This is a genomic window from Clostridium fessum (assembly GCF_027698965.1).
GTDB lineage: Bacteria > Bacillota > Clostridia > Lachnospirales > Lachnospiraceae > Otoolea > Otoolea fessa.
This window is the reverse complement of sequence record NZ_JAQEQF010000004.1, coordinates 267,263-287,157: the sequence shown is the minus strand read 5'-3', so window position 1 is coordinate 287,157 and position 19,895 is coordinate 267,263. Positions and strand designations below refer to the sequence as shown.

Genomic DNA, 19,895 nt, shown 5'->3' with positions numbered 1-19,895 from the left:
TATTCTGCCCGGTTGATTGAATTTCATTTTTACACATTATCGGGAACCTATAAATGAAAAAGCTTTTCAATTGTAATATCAATGATTACAGTCAAAAAGCCTTTTCATATCTTTTATTTACTTGTTATGCTTAGATAAACTATGTAATATTTCCTGATTACACCTATATAATTCATCAAATAGCTTTCTAAACGGCTTGTATAACTCATGCCTCTCTAAATCCGGCTTATAAATACATTTCTTTTGGATTACTTGGCGCAAATCTGAAAAACCTTGGTAGAATCCGACTCCAATCGCTGCCATCAGTGCATCTCCATAAGCTGCCCCTATGTCTTCCTTTGGTGTTTCTAACGATACCCCTGCTATATCCGCCACCATCTGCATCCAAACTGCGTTTTTCGTTCCTCCCCCCGCCGCTGCAATCCGTTTTACAGGCAAACCATTTTCACGGAATATGTCAATATGCTGTGCAACTGAATACCCAATTCCTTCCAGTGCCGAGCGATACAAATGTCTTTTTGTATGGCTCAATGAAAGTCCCACAATCATTCCTCTTGCGTCTGGATCATTCAGCGGTGTCCTTTCTCCCGCAAAGTAGGGTAAAGTTATCAAACCATCCGATCCAGGTGCAATCTCAGAAATTCCTTTCATCATTTCTTCATATGCATTCAATCCTGCTGTTTTTTCCTTTTCCAAGTATTCAGAAAATAACTGTTCCAAATACCATTTTTGAAGTGTGCCTCCATTATTAGTTCCTGCTGCTACACTATAAGTTTCTGGAATTAAAAATGGATTTCCGCGCACTCGCTCATCCTGAATCAGCCGATCTGCACAACAATAGAAAAATAAGGACGATCCAAACTGTACCATCAGATCGCCTGGTGCAAGTACTCCTACACTGATTGCCTCAGCTGCTGAATCTCCAGTTCCAGTAATAACTGGCGTTCCTTCTTTGAGTCCTGCCTCCTTAGCTGCCTGCTTTGTTACCGTTCCACAAATATGGGTAACCGGCATTCCTTCTGCCAACTGCTCCGGCATACAAATCGGTTTACACATTTCTTTATGGATGCTCCCATCCGGATAATACAGCGGACGAAATGAAGCCATCCCCAAAAATGTGTCTATTACATATTTTCCAGTTAGTTTAAATGTTAGATAGGAAGAACCTGTCAAAAACTTGTGTGTGTGTCTATATACCTCAGGTTCATGATTTTTTATCCACAAAATTTTAGCAGATACATCTCCACTGCAAATTGGACGTCCAAATAGTTTTTTTACTTTTTCTGTGCCATAATACTGTGAGAGATATTCCATTTCTTCCACGCAGCGTGCATCAATACCATATAAAATTGCTTTTCGTAAAGGATGCCCGTCCTTATCAACTGGAAGGCAATCTGCTCCCAATGTGCTTCCCCCTACACAAGCAATTTTTTCTGGTTCTACACCACTCTGCTGTAAGAGAATTTTTGACAAAATGCAAAAATCATTCCACCATACCTTATCCGCGTCCTGCTCATAATAACCAGGTTCTGGATTTTCCATTCCGTGATGAGTAACTGCCCGACTTACCACCTTTCCAGACTCATCTGTTAGAACTCCTTTACTTGAATATGTACCAACGTCAATTCCTAAAAAATAATGCAACGTCTATACGCCTTCTTTCATTGTACAGCGATACGCCTTAACTACATCCATAAACTCCATGACTCTCTGTTTTTCAACAAAGTTCTCAAATTTACCATCTTTCTTAAAAGCAGTCCCTACACAGGCGCCATCACATTCACTAAGTTTTTCAACCACATTTTCCTTCGTACACCCTGTATTACAGAAAACAGGAACAAATCCAGAAACTGCCTTGACCCTGCGTACCAAACTTGAATCCGTTTCCTGACCAGCACTACTTCCAGAAACACAAAGACCATCTGGAAAGCAATGAAAAATCATGGATTTTGTTATTTTTTCCAGACTTCTCTCTGCTAGATATACATCCGACTCTGGATTTACCTTATATAGCAATTTCATTTTATCTAGTCCAAGTGCTTTTTTTCTACGCAAGACTTCTGGAATATTCGTATCTGTAATTCCATTTTCACCTATATAGGCACCCGTAAATGTACTTCTTACAAAATCTGCCTCGACTGCTGCTGCCAAATCGATCGTCGCCAATGGATTAGAAACAATATTGACACCAAATGGAACTTTTATCTCTTTTTTTAATTCTCCCACAATCCGTCCCATCGCTGCCACAGTTACGTAGGAAACCTTTTTTTCATACGGAAGGCTGAATTCATTGGCAATCAAAATTCCATCTACTCCTCCCTCCTGGAGCGCCTGAAGCTCTCTGGCTGCATTTTCAATTACCTCTCCCATCGTTGCATCTTTTTCATACAGAGGATCCCCCGGCAGCGCCCGCAAATGCAACAGTGCAATGATCGGCTTTTTTACATGAAATAATTCATCTGTCCACATATTCTTTCTCTCCTCTATTCCATGTACATTCTCAAATTCTGCACATTTCTTTTGTCATAACGAAATGGATCCAGGTAATACGCCGGTGCTGTCAGTTCCTGCGTAAAATATCCCTCATATCCATTTTTTACCATGTCCTCTAAATCCTTTCTTAAGTTTCTCTTCCCTTCACCCCAGATGTAATGCCCATAGGGATCACAATCCTGAAAATGTGCATGTACAATGTTTTCCTTTCCAAAAACATCAAACCACTGCTGAATCGTTTCACCAGAAACCGACATTGCTGTCAAATCAATCATAACTTTAAAGCGCGGATGATCGACTAAATCAAATAACTGTTTCATTTGCTGCAAACTATACCCAATTCTTGATTCCTGCGGCCGTAAAGACTCTGCCACAATTGTCACGCCATTTTCCTCTGCGACCTCACAAAGTCTCTGATGCATCTCAGCTGCCCGTTTCAATCCATCCTCCTCCGCTTCATCCCAGTAACCCCATCCGGAATTTGCTTCCATCTTCTCTGCCCCCAGCGCAGCTCCCAGACGTATCGCATTTGCAAAAAATCCAAATGTTTTTTCTCTCAGTTCTGGTTCTTTTACACCAAATTGGTAACCAAACCGGCAATTCTGTGGTGTAAATACTGGACACTTCAAGCCGTGTTCCTTTAATTTTTTACGAACCGGCTCCGGATCCTGATATTCATTTGGATCCAGCCAAAGTCCTTGATGCCCTCCCAGCAATTCTACATTTTTGATTCCCAGTTCCTGCATACAATCCAGGAAATAATCCAACGTATATTGGCAATAATGAAGATTCAATACCGAAAGTTTATCAAAATCAACTATTTTCATTTTCGCTTCCTCCTCATACAATTACTCCATTAATCCATTATAAACGGTTCTAATTCACGCATATTCTGCCGATCGGCTGCAGCCGGATCCTCCAGGTAGCGTGCATCATTCAGTGCCAAACTTAGCAATCCTTTATATTTGTACTGATCCAGACAAATCAATTGATCCTCTAACGGTCTCAAACCATCTCCCCATGCAAGGCATCCCTGCGGACGTCCATCCACAAAACGGATATGGTATATTTTGTCTCCAAATGCTTCAAACCAGTCTTTCATCGACTCTCCTGCCACTCCAGCACTCGTCAAATTCAGGGCAGCCTGTATCTGCGGCTCATTAACCGACTCCAAAAGTTTTTTTAGTTCTGGAAGCATATTAGTAACCGTTGCGTCTTCTGGCCGTACTGTTTCCACTGCAAGAACAACCCCCTCTTCCGCAGCCGTTTTTGAAAGCCGACGCAAGGTTTGAACCGCACGTTCAAAAATACGTCTCGGATCTTCATTTCTTGCACCGCCGCAGCAATTGAGTACCATCACTTTCGCACCAGCTTCTGCCGCTGCACGGATTCCATTTTCAAAATATCCGATTGAATGCTTTCTTGCCGTCTCATCATGACAGCAAAGTGCATAATTATAAATCGTACACTCCGGTGAAAAAGCTCCGATTGTCAATCCATAATCTGCTGCATTCTTTTTTAATTCAGCCGCATCCTCAAACCCATAATCATCTAGCAGGAAATGCGGTCTTGCACACCAAAACTCTATATTTTTTATTCCGAGAGCCTGCTGCGTTTTAAAGAAATAATCCAAAGTTCTGTATTTATAGTGCATATTCATTCCTGCAATCCGTTCCCGCCTTATCTTTATCATCCAGTTGTTCCTCCTCTCTACACACAAAGGCACTGCAAAAACCTTCGCTCTATCAGATTTCACAGTGCCCGCTTATTTACAGATTATATTTACATCTTTTGTCTTTCCCTAAGACTCACTTTCATCCCATACTTTACCTGGATGTTTATGCCACCATTTGAATACAACCGGGACAATGCAAAGCGCTGCCAGGTAAATCAAAATTGGTGTTACAGCTGCAATCCAGTTTCCCTGAACACAGGCAACCGGAACTGCCGCTAATGCAAAAATTTCAATAATTGACTCAATCGGTGTTACAATTGCTGCATCATCCAGTGTACAGCTCTTGTTCTCCGGATCTACAATTCTTAAAAGTGCCATGCCGATTGCTGTTACACCGGTCGAGTAACCATATACATAGATACCTCTCTCAAACCATTCCTGTTTTAAGAGTCTCGGTGCAATCACTGTAAAGTGGAATACAACCCAGACAATTCCAAATAACATCAGCAGGCCAAACGGAACTGCGTACTCAATAACAACCGGAATCTTAATTGATGCCACACCGAAAAATACAAGGAAATCAGTTGCACAGCTTCCCATACGGGAAATGATGCGGTTATCTACATATTTATCGGCTTTTATTCCTTTTAATACAAAATGAAATACAATTGCTACCAGGAAGCCGACAGAGAAACTCGGAACGCCAAGTCCGGTTGCTCCCTGAATTACATTTGTTAAAAGATATCCAATACCGGTTGGAATCAGAATCAGAAGAAGATGCCATGCCAGCGGATCAATTGCCATCGGTGAAACGGTTTCTTCGCCTAATACCGGGCGTTTTCCTTCTTCAATGAGTCCCGTGCGCATATCGTCAGGAAGCTGGCTGAAATCTTTTACAAACTTGGTATAGTTTCTTTTCGTTCCGATTTTGATCAAAATAATTCCACCAAAAATACCGGTTAAAATACCTACGGTTGCACTTGTCATCGCCAGATCTGTTGCATCTTCCCATCCAAGTGTGCCGAGTGTCGCGCCAAGTGCTGCTGCTGTACCATGACCTCCCTGAAAGCCTGCAGGAATCAACATTCCAAATGCCGGATTTAAATCAGGAGCAAACATTTTCAGGACTACCATTGCAAAAATAATCGGCATTGCATACTGAAATGCCCAGCCAATATTGCGGAAGCAGTAGTAGCTGCCAATCCGATCGAAATTTGTTTTCCAGCCACCAGCTGAAAAATTAAAGCCTCTCAGCCCAATTGATACAAATACTGCGATAATCAGCAGACCTGCATAAGAACCAAACTGTGAAGAAAAACTGATAATTCCAAAACCATTCTGTCCTAACGCAAGCCCGATAAATCCAGCCAGCAGACTGACCGGAACAAACAGGCTCTGCAGAATCTTGATTTTTTCCCTCAGCATTTTCGCCACAAACAGGAAAATACCTGCCCACATGAAATCCACCAACATGGAATACGCATTAAACTCCATCTTTTGTCCTCCTCATTTCTTTTTTATGATGCTACTGCAATGCTTTTTTTGCTTTTTCCCTAACCATACTCAATTCCACTTCTGTCATATCACAGTATTCGCTGTTTTCTGTTGTCGTCCCCGCATCCTGCACATATATCAGCTTTGTATCCTTCTGTGTGATCGTATTAAACCATGTTCCCTGCAAAACATTGTAAACTTTATTTGGCTCCATCGGAATTACATCAATCTTAAATGCATCATTCTCGCGGGACGCTGTCAAAAGAACTGCTTTTCCCTGAACCAGAATAAACTGCTCATCGGTTGCGTGATGCACTTCCAGATACTGAATCTTCTCAATATCATTATTAGGCTTCCAGTTTTTAATACATACGACCCATTTTTTATTGTCATATACACACTGAATACCTTCCCCTTCATACTCAAACACATCTGCTTTCATGACATTTCCTCCTACCTTCTTTTCAAATTCTTCTCGTTCCTGCAGGTTTCAAGCGAATCATTTCATATCATGTCATTATAATACATCATATATCATTATGTTGTCAATGCTAATTTGTCATTTTACATATTTTTTTTTAGGGGGTCAGCCTCTCTTCCTATCATATTTTTATTACGTTTTCTTTTTCACCACACACATCCATATCAATTTTCACAATTTTTTTCACTTGTCTGTTATCTTTTTCAGCAATTCTTTGATGCCAAACGTTCTGATTTTTTACTTACACTATACTCACTCTAAATTAACTTGCCCGTATAGACAAAACAGCGAGGTCTGCTCCATACGGTCAGGCCTCGCTGTCTGTCTAAGAAAATATTTAATTGGAGGATCTTTAGTATTCCACTTTCCACATATAACGTCTTTCATCCATAGAATGGCCACGCACTTCCGCCATCTGGGAAACATAGTATCTCTCAATCGGAATCATAACAACCGGATTAAAGAATTCTACGACGCTCTTATCGATTTTACCGCCATTTAATTTTTCAAAATCAATTACAATATAATTTTCCGCATAAGTACGCAGGAATTTTAAGCAGCGTTCATCCAATGCGCGGGTTCTTCCCTCACTCATCAGAAGGATCATCGGAAGCTTCTTATCCGTTGTTTCAAATGGACCATGGAAGTACTCACCCGTGTGCAGGCACACAGCATGCTTCCACTGCATCTCCATGAAATGACAGCAGCACATGGAATATGCAACTCCATAGTTTGAGCCAGATGCCAGCACGTAAAATACAGGTTCATCTTTATATTTTTCTGCCCAGGCTTTTGCATCCGCCAAAACATTTTTCTTGCCTTCTTCTATAATTTCATCAATGTAACGGTATGCTTCCATCGCCTTGTCATAATTCTCCCAGTTTTCAAACTGTTTTAACAGCTCAAAACCAATCCGAAGGGAGTTCGCCTGGTTAGAATCACTATATACCTGATCATCTCCATTTGAATATGTCACAATATACTGTCCAACTTTTGCCATACCTGTCTGCATATTTCCTGTCATAGCGATTGTCACTGCACCTGCAGCATTGGCTGTTTTTACTGCCTCCACGGTCTCAGGCGTTGCCTTTAATGAACAAATAACTGCGACGCATCGCTCATCCAGTTCTTTTGGGGTTGCATGAACAAACTCATTGCTTGTATATGTAGTAGCGCTAAAAGTTTTTGCCTCACTCTGAAGAAGGTACAGCCCTGGGAAAATAGCTGCCTTAGATCCGCCGCAAGCTACAAAATACACATGCTTTAATCCACCCAGTTTGTCCATCTTTTCTTTGATCTCTGCTACAATTTCTTTTACTGATTTTTCCATCTTTCTGATCTCCTTTTCTTTTTTTGTATCAATTATTTGTCAAAATGACTTTCCATGTCCAAAAGCCCCCTGAACCATACAGGTTTTCGAAGAAAACTCTGCCCCTGCTTCCAGTGCTTTCCTTATCTCTTTTTCATAAATGCTTTCTTTCATCTGTATGCCATACTTTTTCCGGCTCTCCAGAAACGAAAGCAGAAATGCCGTTGCAAATGAATCCCCTGCTCCCAGCGTATCTACTGCTTCAACCAGATGCGGCGGCTGCTCATAAAACTGCGTTCCATCAAATAGAACTGCTCCATAGCTTCCTCTTGTTGCAATTACCATTGGGCATCCAGCACGAAACATTTTCTTACAAATTTCTTCCGCATCCTCTCTCGAAACGGAACCACATGAAAGAAACGCATACGTAATATACGGAGCAACCTTTTTTACTCGTTCTTCATCGATCCACTGACCCGAAAAATCATACGATACAGAGATTCCCTGTTCTGCCAATTTAGGAAGCTGTTCATCAAAATAGCTATTATTGGTCGTGTGCACATGATCAAATGTTTTAATATACTCCAGATCTTCCACGTCCAGATTTAACGGATTTTCTTTTAATACGCCGCCTTTGTTGCTTCCGAGAAAGACACGGTCTCCGTCTACCAGCGTAACCCTCGCATAACCATTTTCTCCTTCATACTGACGGCACCGGCTGTGTTCTACCTGCAGCTCATCGAGTGTTGCTATCACATGTTCTGCAACCTCATCCCGTCCGAACACTCCCATATAAGCTGACTCTGCCCCCAGCATCCCTGCATAAACCGCAAAGTTTGCAGCCTGACCTCCCGGAAACATAAGCCTGAGATGTTCATATTTGTCGCACACATTGTCCCCAATTCCAATGACCCGCATTTTTTCATCTCCTTTGGATTGATTATATATCATTATATAATGTTATGATATCATATTATACTTATGTATGTATTTTGTCAAGTGATTTCTGCATTTTTTTACATCACTTTTTTCTAGGTACTGTTCACGCATACGTGCCGGTAATGGAATTTCTATCATCTCCGTTTCCGTGTTCCTGATAAAAAGAAAAGGCTGACTCCTGTTAGCGCAAATTTTTCTTGCTTCCTAACCTGAATCAGCCTTTTCTTTTCAATTAATTTACTCGATTCCTATTGTAGATTCACAGACATAAAATGAGCATTTTTCTCCATTAAACACCTGATGCCCTACATAAATGGGTTCCTTCTCAGCCGTATATGCCACACTTTTGATAAAAAGCATCGAAGTTCCTTTCGCCATCTGCAAAAGCTCTGCTTCCGCTGCTGTCGCCTTGCAAAGTTCAATCCATTTTTCTGAAATTGCCACTGCTGTATGAGAGTGTTCCTTCAAAAATGTAAACAATGAATTGTCATCAAATCGTTCTTCCAGAAGAAATGCATATTTAAGTGGAAAATAGTTACGCTCAATCGCCATCGGCATACCATCCGCATAGCGGACTCTGGATATATAGATAACCTGGCTGCCTTTTTCCACATTCAAAAGCCGGGCTATCTTTTCACTCGCCGGTTCCAGCCTGTTTTCAAGCATACGTCCTCCGGCCTTCATTCCCATATGAGCACACATTTCCGAAAAACTCTGCAATTTTTTCATATCCTTAGTTACTTTGCGCTGGCAGACAAATGTTCCTTTTCCTTGCTTTTTTTCTACAAGTCCTTTTTCCACCAATTCGCTGACTGCTTTTCGAACTGTAATGATACTGACTCCAAACGATTTTGCCATTTCACCTTCCGTTTGCAGCTTTTCTCCTGGTTTATATTCACCATTACTTATTTTTTGCTCAATTTTTTCTTTTAATTGGACATACAGCGGCACTGCGGCACTACTATTTAACATTTTCTTTCTCCCTGTTCCTAATAACATGAATGATATAACTCTTTATATAACAATATAAACTATATCTAAATAAAAAGCAATCCTACATTGATGCCAATGGAAAATCTACTTCCAGGACTATTCGAAAACTTGGCACCTTAAAAGAATTGCTGGTTGAACACGGTCCTACAAGAGATGACGTTATGGCTTGGGCAAAAGAACAGGCCCGGATTGAAACAGACTATGAATTTATCACAAAACGAAAAAGCACCGCCGGAAAAGCTATATAGAATAAGCCTTTCTGCGGTGTTTTTCCAAACATTACTGTCAAAGACGGGAATATACCACCCTTTTCCAATTTTGTCAACGTCACTTTTGTCATTTTGCACAATAAGCAATTTTCTTTTTTGACAAGAAAAAGCATTTTTCACAGTTCTTTTTTACGAATCTTTCCGCTTTCAGTCTTTGGAAACTCCTTTAGAAAGACAAATTCGCGTGGAATCTCATAATCTGCCAGTCTTTCTGCCAAAAATTCCCGAATTGCCATATTGGTACAACCACATTTTCCGCTGTCACTTCCGGCAATTTCTTCCCTTTCAGCTTCTTTCTCCCACACAATCCACACTTTCAGATAATCGCGCCCATGCTCATGGACTGCCTTCACTGCCGTCTCTGCCACTCCCGGAAATGTCCGCACCACTTCTTCGACCCGGAGGGATGACACTTTTCTCCCATTTATGTTGCAGATATCATCATCCCGCCCATCAAAATAGAAGAGTCCCTCTGCATCTGTGTGACCGCAATCCCCAATCACCGCGTCATTTCCAATTCCAAGGATTCCATACCGCGTTTTTACATGAAAATGGTCGTTTTCAATCCAGACATCCACCTCTGGAAATGCACGACCAACCAGCGTCGTATCTTCTTTCATCTCACTTCCATGGATATAGGTAATATAGTTCAGCTCGCTGGCGCCATAATACAATGTAATCTCCGCTTCGGGAAATGCCTTTTTAAACTGCACTGCCTCCGCACCGCCCATACTCTGGGAGCCGCTGACAAAAGAAATAATCCGGTAATTGACCGCCTGTTCCCGCTCATAGATACGCCGCAGCGCCCGCAGCTTGACCGGAATCAGATAGACGCAGGTCGCCTGTTCTGCCTCGATCATCCGCTTCCAGAGGCGCGGATCAAAGGAATCCGCCGCAACGACGCTTCCGCCGGACGCAAGCTGCGCCATATAAAGGTTCAGGTTGCCCGTAAACGCCAGGCTCCCCTGCATAAACGTAATGCTTCCCTCTCCCATTTTGAAAATTTTATTCTGAAGCTTAAAAAAATCGTGCCAGCTTTCAAAGGAGCGGAACAATACTTTCTGACGACCGGAGGTTCCCGACGTCATCACACCCATATATGCCCCTTCCGGAGGTGTCACGTCACGCAATTCATCGGAAATTTTTACATCGGACGGTGCAATCACCGGAACCGTATTTCCGTCTCCATATGCCAGAAACTGAATAAGCTGATGCGCGATCGTCGGTTCCTGGATCCAGTGGATGTGACGTTTTCCCTGTTTTTCTTCTATCTCTTTCGGATGTTTCCTTACACGTTCTGCCGCCTCGATGAGCTCCCCGAACGTATAGCGCTCTTTCTCCGTGATCAGGGCTTCCCACTCTGGCGGGTGTGCCCGGAGCGCATCCAGATATGTATTTATACGTTGTGTCTGTATTTCTTTCATGATTAATTCCTGTCTTTTACTTATTTTTATATAGAACTTTTTACCAATTTGAGCTTTTAAATTTACCACATTTACTTTTTATATTATTCAAGCACTGTCTTCATCTACTTCATTACTTTCTCCACCAGAATACTGCTTCCGATCCCTCCGGCGGCTGCCACGCAGCACATTCCCAAATGCCCATTTTTATGTTCCAGTGCTTTCATCAGATGCAGCAGAATCATTGCGCCGGAGACTCCATATGGATGCCCATAGGCAAGTGCCCCGCCCCAGATATTATAACGGTCTTCAATCCCCGGAAATGCACGTTCAAATAGAACATCAATAACGGCAAACGCTTCATTGACCTCAAAAGCATCGATCTCCTGATAAGAATGCCCCGTTTTTGCAAGTATCGCCTTAGCAGCGCTGACGGCTGATTTTGGGCTCATCATCGGATCATCCCCGATCGCTGTACCAAACCAGAAACGGCATTCTGCTTTCCGTCCCTGTTCCCGCAAAAACCGTTCCGAACAAAGTACCACAAATGCCGCGCCATCGTGCATCAGACACGCATTTGCCGCCGTGATTTTCGTGCCATTTGGAAGCAGATACGGCAGGCGGTCGATCAGACGCTGGCTCATTGTCGGACGGATTCCCTCATCCCGGCTGCTGCCGTCGATGGAAACCGTTATATCCTCCAATATTCCCTCTTTGCGCGCCTGCGCCGCCCTCTTATGGCTCCGGAGCACCCAGGTGTCCATCTCTTCCTTAGAGATATTTTCCCGGATCGCAGTCTCCTCCGCGCCCTCTAACATAACCTGCTCGCCGCGCTTTCCCGGCACAAACTGTGCAACCGTATACACCTTTCCACCGTCATACTCTGGATGGTTCGGGGACATCATGCGGTACGGCTGTACCGAAGAACTCTCCATTCCCCCGGCAATGACCAGATCCGCCATCCCGCTCTCAATCTTGGCTGCTGCCGCGCTGATCGCCTCCAGCGCCGACCCGCACTGCAGATCCAAAGTAACCGCCGGAATCCGCTCTGGAAACCCTGCCGAAAGTGCCGCCAGACGCGTGATATTGCCGCCTCCCCCGACCGCATTTCCTCCTATTATATAGTCGATCGCATCGGTTGGAAGCTCAAATCGCGAAACCACCTCCCGCAGCACCTCCGCCCCCAGCTTTTCCGCCGGGATATGACGGTACATTCCATCTTTCACCCCGATGTAACTGCGCAAACCGCCCAGAATATATACGTGATTCATACTTTTCTCCTGTTTTTCTTCTATTCCTAATTAAAATTAAAGGGATGCGGCAACGGACTCCTCATGCCTCCTGGCTGCATTTCTGCACTAAAAGGCTGATTCTGTTCACTACCACATCCCATCTTTATTTTCTATCTAATTTCCAAATAAGCCCGTCCGCTTCAGCGCCTTTCCAAGTGCTACCGCTGCCACACACTTAACGATGTCCAGCGGAATAAACGGAATTATCGACTGCACGATAACTGCACCCCACGGCTGTCCGGTCACGTGTTTCATCCAGCCTGCACCGAATGCGTAAATCACCGGAATACCAACTACAATCAGGAACGCTGTCTGGAATGCAACATTTTTCCATTTCCGGCAAAACAGGGAAATCAGGAACGCTACAACCAGAAATCCGATATAGTAACCGCCGCTCGGTCCAAGCAGTTTTCCCGGTCCTGCGCTTCCGCCGCTGAATACCGGCACGCCGCATAAGCCTAACAGCAGCCAGCTCGCCATAACTAAAATGGTATCCTGTGGTGCAATCAGCAGACCGATCAGGTTGACAATCATCGTCTGCGCTGTGATCTTTGCATCCGAAAACGGAAGCGGAATCGCAATATACGAAGACACACTGATAAGAGCCAGCATCATCGCCAAAAGTGTAAGCCGCTTCGCGCTCCATGCGCCGTGTACGTTCACTGCACTTGTCTCTGAACTCATTATATATACCTCCTCAGTGATAAAATTCTAAGCCGTGTAATGCATTTTCCTATGAATCACACACAGAGAATCTTTGCTAGAAAAGAGTATATCGGAATTTCAGAAGATTGTCAACCTTGTTTTTATAAATGGTTTACATATGCACCCATAGCTCCTCTGCACCCACTTTATCATCGGCATCCCTATTTTTCTGTAATCGAAAGAATTTCCTTTCCCTCTTGCTTCGTTCTCAGATACACCGCGTTTCTTCCCTCCTGCCCCGAATCCGACAGATATACCTCCTCATCAGGACGAAGTGGGGCAAGAAAACGTACTTCCAGAGCGGTCTGTCCCTTCATCCAGCCCTTCTTCCACAGACGAAGCAGGCAGGCATTCATAACAAGAAACCCCGGCAGAACTGCCGCTTCTCCCTGATGGATCGGATTGGTATCTGCCGCCTCCCGGAGATATTCTTCCATCTGGCTGCGGCTAAATACCAGCGTATTATCATCCTCACTGCCCAGTTCCGTAATTGCTTTCATGAGCGGCATTTTCTCTTTTTCCGGGACAAGGACGCTCTGGCGCGGTTTTACCAGCAGCACTTCCATCTCCTCATTTTCCCGTTCCTTTTCCTCCTCCGCTGCCGCTATGCGGACCCGGATTGCCGAGCGGCCTTTTTTGATGATTTCTGGAGTTAATTTGGTATGGCAAAACTCATTCTCCCCCTGTTTGGGCTGCCAGTCCAGATGAAGTGTAGTTGTACCTATCATCCATCCCTCGTATCCTTCCAATGTGGAGAGAGCGCGCTCAAAGCAAAGAAGCTTCTTTTTCAATCTATCATTCACGGTATTTTCGACCTCTTCGTTATAAATTGTAAATCTGACTCGCATGCACTTTTCTCTGCTCATTATACTAGTTCTGTTCCAGAATCACAATATCCGAATCTCCCGCGTCTCCCCCTGATCCACCGGAATAAATCGGTCTTTTAAGCCCGGCGTCAGCCAGATCGTGCCGCTCTCGTCAACCAGGACTGCCTCATAGTCCTGATGCGCCGCCCAATGTGCTGCTGCCTTTTCCCGTCCCATGACAAACAGGGCGGTCGAAAGCCCATCGCAGCGCAGTCCGCACGGTCCGATGATTGTCACAGAAATCAGCCCGCTCTGCGCCGGCGTCCCAGTGGACGGATCCATGATATGCCAGTAAATTGTTCCGTCATCATCCGTGAAATAGCGCTCATAGCCGCCGGAGGTAATGACCGCCTCATCCTGCACCCTGACTCCGCCCAGATAGCCGTCGCTCTCCGGATCCTTGATACCGACATACCATTTCTCGCCATCCGGTTTTGTTCCGATCGTCTGGATATTGCCTCCAAGACTGAACAGTGCGCTCGTCACGCCGTCCTCCTTCATAGTCTTTACCACCTCATCTCCGGTAAATCCCTTTCCGACACCGCCTAGATCCACCATCATTCCTGGCTCGATCGATGCCGTATCTGCTTCTAAACCGACCAGACGATAATCGACCGATTTAAGCAGGCTTTCCCGCTCGCTCTCACTGGGGACCCGGTAATTTCCCGTTGTAAATCCCCAGCTTTGCACAACCGGATAAATCGAAATATCGAGCGCACCATCTGTTTCCGCTCCCAGCGCCAGCGCCTCCTGCATCAGATAACGCGTATCATCGGAAAGTTTCGCTGTTTTCTCCTGATTTAGATAGAAAATATCGCTGTTTTCCTGCGTTGTCGAAAACTCCCCTTCCAGCTCTTCCACCCGCCGTTTCACTTTTTCCTGCAAATTTGCACTTCCACCGTAGGCATCAAACTGCATCACAGTATCCATCGCAAACACCGTCCAGTTCTGCCCTTCTCCCGGATTCTGGTTCGAATTTGAGGGATTTTTCTCTAAATTTTCGTTTTTTTCTACTGCTGCCACATTTTCTGCCGTCTCTTCCGTAGACGCAGATAAACGAGGACGGTCATTCTGGACCGCCCCCGTTTGATCCGGCTGCGATGAAGCACCGCAGCCACACAGCAGCAGGGTTAATAAAATCCACCACTTCTGTTTCAATTTTTACTCCTTTAAATACAACTACTCTTCTTCAGAAACAGACTCTTCTTTCTCAGAAGCATCGCCTTTATCTCCGTCGGATTCTTCCTTATCAGAAGTATCATCTTTTACGTCACCGGTCTCATCCTTCTTGGAATCATTGTCCTTAGATTCGTCCGTTTCATTCTTTTTGGAATCGTCACCAGTTTCGCCGGATTCATCTTTCGAATCATCCTTGTCAGCATCGCCTTTATCTGAAGTTTCGTCTTTCTTCTCATCCGAAGTATCCTTGGACTCGTCCGAATCCGCTTTCTTGTCCTCGTCTACTTCCGGTGCCTTGTTCGCATCGTCTGTCTCGTTCTTCTTATCGCCATCTGGTACATCTGCCTTGTTTTCGTCATTCGTCTTCGGCTCTTCCGGTGTCGCGTCCTCTGCCGGTGTTTGCTCCGGTGTGGTTACTCCCTCGGTTGGGGTGGTGACGATCTCGCTTGGGAGGACTTCGTCGGCAAGAAGCGTTTTGGATTCCTTGATTAATTTCCAGTTTTTATCAAGTTTGCACTCAATCGTTCCGTTATTCTTAGTGTCGATAAGAATTTCATTATTCTCTTCTTTACTCAATCCGGACACTGAAACCTTTAAACAATCATAATTATCATTGCTATAAGATGTATCCGTTGCATGCGGTGCAAACTCCCCACTTCCAAGGAACGAGGAAACGGATGCCTTGCTATACTCTGTTCCATTTACCGCAACCGAATCAATCTCCTTTAAGAAGGTTTTTAACTTTTCTCCCTCAACTCCATTGAAGCGAATCAGTAAATAATCTCCTGTCCAACCACTCTCTTTTACAACACTGGAAACCTCAATTTCTGTATCTGCTTTCTGGCTCTCAACTGTAACCGTGATCGACTGATTCTTGTAACCTTCTGCCTCAATCACAATCTCAATCGCACTTCCATCTGGTCCTGCGGTTAAATCACTGGTTGTGATAATCAGTTTATTATCCTGAACATTAAATCCAAGTTCTTCATCATCTGATGTTATCACCTTGATTGCTTTCAGGTATTTCGCAAGCTCATCCGCATTATCTTTTCCAGTCAGGGTTAAATTACCTCCCTCGGAAATCTTTTCCGGTCCAGTCAGCGTCGGTGCATCAAGAAGTTCCTCGTCATCCTGTTTGAGATTTCCATTTTTATCAACTACAATCGTTACTTCTGGATAATCTCCATCTGCATTAATCGTAATTGTGGTATCCCCATCCGTATTAAATGCACTGTCAGAAACAAGCAGGCTATCTTTGTAATTGTTATGTGCATCATCATAAATATCTGGCGCATATTCCTTATCTCCTAATGTCCAGCTTGACTGTGGAGAATACTTAGTTGTTCCTACCACTACTGAATTGATGCTCTTTACATATTCTTCTAATGCTTTTTTGTAGGCAAAATCAGAAGGTTTCATACCAGTTCCATCAGAATAGGTAAACTGTATTACATATCCCTTTTCACCATATCCATTTGCCTTTCTGATTTCCGAAGCACCAATCTCAATCTCCTGCTCATCTGGGATTTCTTCCTCTTCCTTCTCAACCACAAATTCACATCTCAGCGCCTCTGTGTAGTAATTCGAACGAAGAGTCAGCTTATAGCTTCCCGGCTGAACCTGATGGAGAATCAGCTTCTTGCCATCCCCGGATACTTCATAGTAAACATCGTTGCTGCTGGACACGCCCTTCGTGTAGATATTTCTCTCAACCGCATCTTCCTCGTCAGAAAGCAGGGTAACAGATTTCAGGTTCTTCAGGAAATCTCCCTTGCTGCCATTAACGGTAAATTCAGCATCTGCAAAATAGTAAGTCTTATTAGAATCTTCTTTTTTCTCAGCTGCAAACGCCTCTTTATCTTCCGCATAATCAACGGTCAGCGATAAATCGTTTTCCAGCACCTTATCGTATGTAAATGCGATACTCTGGCTCTTATATCCCGTTGCATCGACAGTCAGCTTATACTCCTCACCAGCCTTGAATACATCCGCATCAATGGTAATGGTGCTCGCTTCTTTATCGATGAAATATTTGGTCTTGCTGAGTGCCTGCCAGTTTCCGTTGACAACGATACTCTGAACCGCCTCGATATACTCTGTATCCTCTGTCCGCAGGACTACCGGCTCGCCCTCTTTGTTCTGTACAACTGTAATCGCCGGTGCATCCTGACGGGAGAAGTTTCCATTGTACTGGATATCGCCGAGCAGACCATCTTCGAGAACCTCTTTTGCCGTTGCCGGATGGTTCGGATCCAATGCTCCATTTTCACGGTAATCTGCAAATGGAAGCATTCTGTTCTCTTCGTATTTCTGATTCTCGCTCTTATTTACGTAGTCTGTCCATCTGAAGAAATCATCATCTCCAGTATCATAGACTGCATCCGGAATCGCATTGTCCCACCACTCCATCACTGCCTTGGACGCATCATTTTCCATCTTGGTCTGTTCAAGGAGATATGCATTTACAAGCAGATCTGAATCAAAAATCAGGTTTGCAGAGATTGCAGAGCTTCCTGAGCTGCTGCCGCTGGAGCTTCCACTTCCGCTGGAACCAGTCGATGCGGTGCTGATACCGTCGAATCCGTATGCCGCCATTTTCTGGCCATTGGTCTGTTCCTTCTCTTTTACCGGCTCTGCGCCCGTTGTCACCTTGAAGCTCTTGGAGAATGACCGGAAACCATTTGCATATACAGTGATCTTGTAGTTGCCCTTGTATGGCAGATGGTCTGTATTATCATTGTACAGAACAAATAAATCCTGGCTGTAGAGATACCAGTCATCGATCATCTTAAGGTCGCTTACTGTTCCGTTCGGATCTTCCAGTGTCACACGCTCGATCGGTGTCTCAATTCCGTATACCAGATCGCTGACTGCAAAATGGAGGTTCTTTCCGGACTGTGGTGTTTCCTTAAGCTCCAGCGTCGGTACTGTCTCATTGACGACATGAATCGGAACGAGCGCGGAACCGCCCGCCGACGATACAACCCGCACATAATAACGTCCATTATTGAAGAAATTGCTCTGTCCTGTCTGGATGGTCAGCTGTCCAACGCATCCCTGTCCGTGCGCTACATTCTTTTCACTGTCAAATGCGAGACCCGGATTGATTGTGTTCTTCTGCTCATTATATTCAACCAGTTCCAGCTTGCGGATGCCGTCAAACCACTTTTTTTCTTCGTCTGTATTATAGTTAAACAGAATGGTAACGGTTGCTTTTCCATTTTTTTGAAGAACTGCATCCGGTGAATAGCTCGGATGAGTCTGTTTTTCCTCATTCAAGTTATATGTAGTCTTTTTCGGAGAAATGCGGGCATTTCCGTCTTCATCGTAATTGGTCAGATAATAGTCCCAGTGAGCAACCGGCTCATGCGTCAGAATCTTCTCAGGCAGATAGCCGTTGTTTTTCTCATATACAGCATCCTCCTGACTCTCATTGCTCAGAACCACCGTCTCTTCCTTTGCCGCATCTTCCTTGCTGCTGACGGTTACTTTGCCCGGTGTGCCAATAAGCGCCAGTTTTGCCATACGTCCGTCATCTGTGATCGGAGTTAAAAGATTGGTTACATCTTTTCCATCGACCTTAACAACCGTATTGTCTGCATTGTATCCTTCATCAAATGCGATCGGAAGCCACCAGCCCAGGGAATTTACCTCGGTAAGCTTTGTCTTCGTCTCATCTACCAGCGAAACCATCTGCGGCTTGTCTGGATTTTCAGTGTTTCCGTTATCTCCGGCATTTCCGCCATTCTGATTTCCGTCATTCCCGGAATTACCGTTATTTCCAGAATTACTGTTATTTCCGGAATTACTGTTATTTCCAGAATTACTGTTGCTTCCAGAGCCCCCCGAATGGCTGCCGCCGGAACTGCCGGAATTCCCTGAACCGCCTCCTGATACGCTGCTTCCGGTGCCGGCTGCTGCCGGGTTGCTCACGTAACCTCTATCCGCACGGGTCTGGACCTCTCCGTTTTCATTGACCCACTGTCCATCTGCATTGACGCTGTAGCCGTCCGGTGTCCGGCCTTCGGTGTGCATCTGACCAAAGTTTTCTGCACTCGAGTTATCAAAATAATAGCATTTTCCATCAATCCACTGCCATCCGGTCACGGTCATACCTTCCGTTCCATCGGATGCAGTGCTGAAGAAATACCATTTTCCTGCATTGTCCTTCCACCAGCCGCGGCGCATCTGTCCTTCCACGCCATCGGCTGTTGTGTTCATATAGTACCGGCGTCCATCGACGGTGATCCATCCAGTCATCATCCGTCCGGTCTGCGGATCCAGATAATACCAGCCGCTCTCGGTCTTGACCCATCCAGTCTTAAGCGTTCCGTCCGTTCCCTGATATTTCCAGTCCTGTCCTTCCTGAATCCAGGCGCCGGTCTGTACTCCGGACTCCGATGCCGGTCCGGTTGAAGCATAAGCAGTACCTGCCTGCGCCGCCGCTAACACGGTCACCGCTGCCAGAATTGCCTGCCGGGATCTTCCCTTACCTTTCATACATATTCCTCCATATAATCTTTTGTAATATCTTACTCTCCGCACCGGATTAGGCATCCATAACTCAGGCGGCCGAGGAGGTTAGTATATACTAATCCAATAAAATCTGTCAATTATTTAAATCTGTTTAAAAATGAGAATTTTTATCTATTTTTTAATCGAATTTTATTCTCAATAAAGCATTGGTTTTTTAGTTGCTAAAACTAACATGCAAATTTCTTTTTCCATTCAGCACATGTTAAGTCTCATTTTGCAGCGATTTTTCCGCCTTTTTCCCTGATATTGCCTCGCTTGCCA

At 44.5% G+C, this 19,895-nt stretch carries 15 protein-coding genes; all 15 read right to left on the bottom strand.

The window, feature by feature from the left end; translation table 11 throughout:
- Positions 1–117 precede the first annotated feature (117 nt).
- Positions 118–1,644 carry an FGGY-family carbohydrate kinase gene (locus PG862_RS07540; protein ID WP_270707002.1) on the bottom strand — a complete coding sequence of 509 codons (1,527 nt, stop codon included), beginning with the start codon at positions 1,642–1,644 and terminating at the stop codon, positions 118–120.
- Positions 1,645–1,647: 3 nt separating this feature from the next.
- Positions 1,648–2,469, bottom strand: coding sequence for a BtpA/SgcQ family protein (locus PG862_RS07535; protein ID WP_118628788.1), 822 nt, complete (start codon positions 2,467–2,469; stop codon positions 1,648–1,650).
- Positions 2,470–2,483: 14 nt separating this feature from the next.
- Positions 2,484–3,320 carry a sugar phosphate isomerase/epimerase family protein gene (locus PG862_RS07530; protein WP_270486972.1) on the bottom strand — a complete coding sequence of 279 codons (837 nt, stop codon included), beginning with the start codon at positions 3,318–3,320 and terminating at the stop codon, positions 2,484–2,486.
- A 29-nt stretch (positions 3,321–3,349) separates the two neighbouring features.
- A complete protein-coding gene (locus PG862_RS07525; protein WP_270707000.1) occupies positions 3,350–4,186 on the bottom strand; it encodes a sugar phosphate isomerase/epimerase family protein in 837 nt (278 codons plus the stop codon).
- Between the two features lie 108 nt (positions 4,187–4,294).
- Positions 4,295–5,662, bottom strand: a complete 1,368-nt coding sequence (locus PG862_RS07520) for a sodium/glutamate symporter (RefSeq protein ID WP_270706999.1) — start codon at positions 5,660–5,662, stop codon at positions 4,295–4,297.
- A gap of 31 nt (positions 5,663–5,693) precedes the next feature.
- Positions 5,694–6,104 (bottom strand): hypothetical protein, encoded by a 411-nt coding sequence (locus tag PG862_RS07515; protein ID WP_022360184.1) that lies wholly within the window; start codon positions 6,102–6,104, stop codon positions 5,694–5,696.
- Between the two features lie 391 nt (positions 6,105–6,495).
- Positions 6,496–7,473 carry an SIS domain-containing protein gene (locus PG862_RS07510; protein ID WP_118523858.1) on the bottom strand — a complete coding sequence of 326 codons (978 nt, stop codon included), beginning with the start codon at positions 7,471–7,473 and terminating at the stop codon, positions 6,496–6,498.
- Between the two features lie 39 nt (positions 7,474–7,512).
- Positions 7,513–8,370: a fructoselysine 6-kinase gene (locus PG862_RS07505; RefSeq protein WP_022360186.1), complete on the bottom strand. Its 858-nt coding sequence runs from the start codon at positions 8,368–8,370 to the stop codon at positions 7,513–7,515.
- Between the two features lie 258 nt (positions 8,371–8,628).
- Complete coding sequence (locus PG862_RS07500) at positions 8,629–9,363, bottom strand: GntR family transcriptional regulator (RefSeq protein ID WP_118653276.1); 735 nt, start codon at positions 9,361–9,363, stop codon at positions 8,629–8,631.
- Positions 9,364–9,769: 406 nt separating this feature from the next.
- Positions 9,770–11,077: an AMP-binding protein gene (locus tag PG862_RS07495; RefSeq protein ID WP_270706996.1), complete on the bottom strand. Its 1,308-nt coding sequence runs from the start codon at positions 11,075–11,077 to the stop codon at positions 9,770–9,772.
- 104 nt (positions 11,078–11,181) lie between these two features.
- Positions 11,182–12,327 carry an acetyl-CoA C-acyltransferase gene (locus PG862_RS07490; protein ID WP_270706995.1) on the bottom strand — a complete coding sequence of 382 codons (1,146 nt, stop codon included), beginning with the start codon at positions 12,325–12,327 and terminating at the stop codon, positions 11,182–11,184.
- A gap of 135 nt (positions 12,328–12,462) precedes the next feature.
- A complete protein-coding gene (locus tag PG862_RS07485; RefSeq protein WP_022360190.1) occupies positions 12,463–13,032 on the bottom strand; it encodes a biotin transporter BioY in 570 nt (189 codons plus the stop codon).
- A gap of 182 nt (positions 13,033–13,214) precedes the next feature.
- Positions 13,215–13,901 (bottom strand): hypothetical protein, encoded by a 687-nt coding sequence (locus PG862_RS07480; RefSeq protein ID WP_270706993.1) that lies wholly within the window; start codon positions 13,899–13,901, stop codon positions 13,215–13,217.
- Positions 13,902–13,940: 39 nt separating this feature from the next.
- Positions 13,941–15,077 (bottom strand): FAD:protein FMN transferase, encoded by a 1,137-nt coding sequence (locus tag PG862_RS07475; protein WP_270706992.1) that lies wholly within the window; start codon positions 15,075–15,077, stop codon positions 13,941–13,943.
- 21 nt (positions 15,078–15,098) lie between these two features.
- Positions 15,099–19,598, bottom strand: coding sequence for a hemoblobin-interacting domain-containing protein (locus PG862_RS07470; protein WP_270706990.1), 4,500 nt, complete (start codon positions 19,596–19,598; stop codon positions 15,099–15,101).
- Positions 19,599–19,895: the final 297 nt, after the last annotated feature.

Coding starts and splice junctions, on each gene's coding strand:
- PG862_RS07490 (WP_270706995.1), bottom strand. CDS start 12,327: ATGAATCACGTATATATTCTGGGCGGTTTGCGCAGTTACATCGGGGTG.
- PG862_RS07530 (WP_270486972.1), bottom strand. CDS start 3,320: ATGAAAATAGTTGATTTTGATAAACTTTCGGTATTGAATCTTCATTAT.
- PG862_RS07495 (WP_270706996.1), bottom strand. CDS start 11,077: ATGAAAGAAATACAGACACAACGTATAAATACATATCTGGATGCGCTC.
- PG862_RS07480 (WP_270706993.1), bottom strand. CDS start 13,901: ATGCGAGTCAGATTTACAATTTATAACGAAGAGGTCGAAAATACCGTG.
- PG862_RS07535 (WP_118628788.1), bottom strand. CDS start 2,469: ATGTGGACAGATGAATTATTTCATGTAAAAAAGCCGATCATTGCACTG.
- PG862_RS07515 (WP_022360184.1), bottom strand. CDS start 6,104: ATGAAAGCAGATGTGTTTGAGTATGAAGGGGAAGGTATTCAGTGTGTA.
- PG862_RS07510 (WP_118523858.1), bottom strand. CDS start 7,473: ATGGAAAAATCAGTAAAAGAAATTGTAGCAGAGATCAAAGAAAAGATG.
- PG862_RS07505 (WP_022360186.1), bottom strand. CDS start 8,370: ATGCGGGTCATTGGAATTGGGGACAATGTGTGCGACAAATATGAACAT.
- PG862_RS07470 (WP_270706990.1), bottom strand. CDS start 19,598: ATGAAAGGTAAGGGAAGATCCCGGCAGGCAATTCTGGCAGCGGTGACC.
- PG862_RS07485 (WP_022360190.1), bottom strand. CDS start 13,032: ATGAGTTCAGAGACAAGTGCAGTGAACGTACACGGCGCATGGAGCGCG.
- PG862_RS07525 (WP_270707000.1), bottom strand. CDS start 4,186: ATGATAAAGATAAGGCGGGAACGGATTGCAGGAATGAATATGCACTAT.
- PG862_RS07520 (WP_270706999.1), bottom strand. CDS start 5,662: ATGGAGTTTAATGCGTATTCCATGTTGGTGGATTTCATGTGGGCAGGT.
- PG862_RS07500 (WP_118653276.1), bottom strand. CDS start 9,363: ATGTTAAATAGTAGTGCCGCAGTGCCGCTGTATGTCCAATTAAAAGAA.